7 protein-coding genes are annotated in these 2159 nt (G+C 64.2%); all 7 read right to left on the minus strand.

All coding sequences use genetic code 11. The features are described 5' to 3' along the window. A partial coding sequence (gene rpsQ / locus ACFWPJ_RS31095) for a 30S ribosomal protein S17 (protein ID WP_378856830.1) occupies window positions 1–128 on the minus strand: 128 nt, incomplete at its 3' end. A 12-nt stretch (window positions 129–140) separates the two neighbouring features. Beyond that, on the minus strand, window positions 141–539 hold the full coding sequence (locus ACFWPJ_RS31100; protein ID WP_378856825.1) for a type II toxin-antitoxin system death-on-curing family toxin: 399 nt from the start codon (window positions 537–539) through the stop codon (window positions 141–143). Next, the gene (locus tag ACFWPJ_RS31105; protein WP_232996604.1) at window positions 536–730 is read right to left on the minus strand and encodes a ribbon-helix-helix protein, CopG family; all 195 of its coding nucleotides are present in this window, start codon (window positions 728–730) and stop codon (window positions 536–538) included. The genes ACFWPJ_RS31100 and ACFWPJ_RS31105 overlap by 4 nt, the downstream gene beginning before the upstream one ends. 112 nt (window positions 731–842) lie before the next feature. Further along, window positions 843–1112 carry a 30S ribosomal protein S17 gene (gene rpsQ / locus ACFWPJ_RS31110; RefSeq protein ID WP_189030375.1) on the minus strand — a complete coding sequence of 90 codons (270 nt, stop codon included), beginning with the start codon at window positions 1110–1112 and terminating at the stop codon, window positions 843–845. After that, window positions 1109–1348 (minus strand): 50S ribosomal protein L29, encoded by a 240-nt coding sequence (gene rpmC, locus ACFWPJ_RS31115; protein WP_071926410.1) that lies wholly within the window; start codon window positions 1346–1348, stop codon window positions 1109–1111. The genes rpsQ (ACFWPJ_RS31110) and rpmC overlap by 4 nt, the downstream gene beginning before the upstream one ends. Further along, window positions 1348–1764, minus strand: a complete 417-nt coding sequence (gene rplP / locus ACFWPJ_RS31120; RefSeq protein WP_266296839.1) for a 50S ribosomal protein L16 — start codon at window positions 1762–1764, stop codon at window positions 1348–1350. The genes rpmC and rplP overlap by 1 nt, the downstream gene beginning before the upstream one ends. A 3-nt stretch (window positions 1765–1767) precedes the next feature. Beyond that, the coding region (rpsC, locus tag ACFWPJ_RS31125; protein WP_378856828.1) for a 30S ribosomal protein S3 at window positions 1768–2159 on the minus strand (392 nt) is incomplete at its 5' end.

Consider the following 2159-nt stretch of genomic DNA (forward strand, 5'->3'; position numbering starts at 1 on the left):
GGGACCTCGACCAGACGCCAGCGCTGGGTGGCCGACAGCGGACGGGTCTCCATCAGCTGAACGCGGTCGCCGACGCCGGCGATCTCGTTATCACTCCAAAGCTGGGCTTCCTGAGCCTTCTTGACGATGCAGCGCGGGAACTACCCTTCACTCCAACCACTTTCGTTGACCGATTCAGACCAAAGCTCCAGGCTCTTCGCGATCTCGGCCACATCCACATCGCCCGTCGCGATGCGGTTCATCAGCTCCTCCTGCTCGTCGGGGAGTGGGCGAACACGATATCCGTTCAGTCGGAGCATGGCGACACTCGCGACGAACGCGGTTCGCTTGTTGCCGTCGATGAGCGCGTGGTTTCGTGCGATCGAATGCAGAAGAGCGGCGGCCTTGAGGAACAGCCCTGGGTAGGCTTCCTGGCCGAATACTGTCGCTTTCGGCCGCTCGACAGCGCTAGCCAGTAGACCGATGTCAGCCACGGCGTGCGGCGTCTTATTCACCTTGCGGGCAATGGCGACGACCTCAGCGAGATCGAGATGGATCACGCGAGTCGCCGCATCAGCTCGGCGTGCTCGTCCATGATCGAGTCGATCATGGACCCGAACGCCTCTGCTTGCCGAGTGACATACATGTGAATCGCCTCTTGGGCCAAGTCCTGTTTGCTCCGCCCAAGTCGTTCAGCCAGCTCAGTCAGCCGTCGGTCATCGTCCCCGTTGAGCCGCAGTGTCATCGCCATGACGCCATGGTATCAGCCAGGTATCAGCCCTCTGATGGTACGACGAAGGCCCGCTTCCACGAGGGAAACGGGCCTTCGTACTGCAACGATCTCGATGGATCGAGGAGGGACCTTACTTGGCCTTCTCCAGGACCTCGACCAGACGCCAGCGCTTGGTGGCCGACAGCGGACGGGTCTCCATCAGCTGAACGCGGTCGCCGACGCCGGCGATCTCGTTCTCGTCATGCGCCTTCACCTTGGAGGTGGTGCGAATGATCTTGCCGTAGAGCTTGTGCCGGTGACGGTCTTCCAGCTCGACGACGATCGTCTTGTTCATCTTGTCCGAGACGACGTAGCCGCTGCGTACCTTGCGGCTGTTGCGCTCTTCCTGGTTCTCGCTCATGCCGCATCTCCCTTGCCAGCGGGTGCCGTGGCCAGGCCGAGCTCGCGCTCACGCATGACCGTGTAGATGCGCGCAATCTCGTGGCGGACGACGCGCAGTCGACGGTTGTTGTCGAGCTGACCCGTCGCCATCTGGAAGCGCAGGTTGAACAGCTCTTCCTTCGACTCACGCAGGCGGGCGACAAGCTCCTCTTCGTTGAGCTCGCGGAGCTCTGCGGCCGGTGTTCCGGTAGCCATCAGAACTGCTCCTCCCTGGTCACGATCCTGCACTTCATGGGGAGCTTGTGCATCGCGCGGCGCAGGGCCTCGCGAGCGGTCTCCTCGTTGGGGTAAGACATCTCGAACATGACCCGACCGGGCTTCACGTTCGCGACCCACCACTCCGGCGAACCCTTACCGGAACCCATGCGGGTCTCGGCAGGCTTCTTGGTGAGCGGGCGGTCGGGGTAGATGTTGATCCAGATCTTGCCGCCACGCTTGATGTGGCGGGTCATCGCGATACGCGCCGACTCGATCTGACGGTTGGTGACGTAGGCGGGCTCGAGAGCCTGGATGCCGTACTCACCGAACGCCACCGCGGTGCCGCCCTTGGACATGCCGGAGCGGCCGGGGTGGTGCTGCTTGCGGTGCTTGACCCTACGGGGCATCAGCATGCGTCAGCCCTCCTGACTCTCTGCCGGAGCCTCCGCCACTGCAGTGGCGGCACGCCCGACCTCGGTGCTGGTCGCGGTGGTGCCGGTGGCGCCGGACCGACGAGGGCGGCTCGGACGCTCGCGACGCGGGCGCTCCGGAGCGGCAGCGGCAGCGGTCAGCTCACGACGACCACCGACGATGTCACCCTTGTAGATCCAGACCTTCACGCCGATGCGACCGAAGGTGGTCTTGGCCTCGTAGAGGCCGTAGTCGATGTCCGCGCGCAGCGTGTGCAGCGGGACGCGACCCTCACGGTAGAACTCCGAGCGCGACATTTCGGCGCCACCGAGGCGGCCCGAGCACTGCACGCGGATGCCCTTGACGTTCGGCGAACGCATGGCCGACTGGATGGCCT

The sequence above is a fragment of the Nocardia sp. NPDC058497 genome (assembly GCF_042720195.1).
Classification (GTDB): Bacteria; Actinomycetota; Actinomycetes; order Mycobacteriales; family Mycobacteriaceae; genus Nocardia.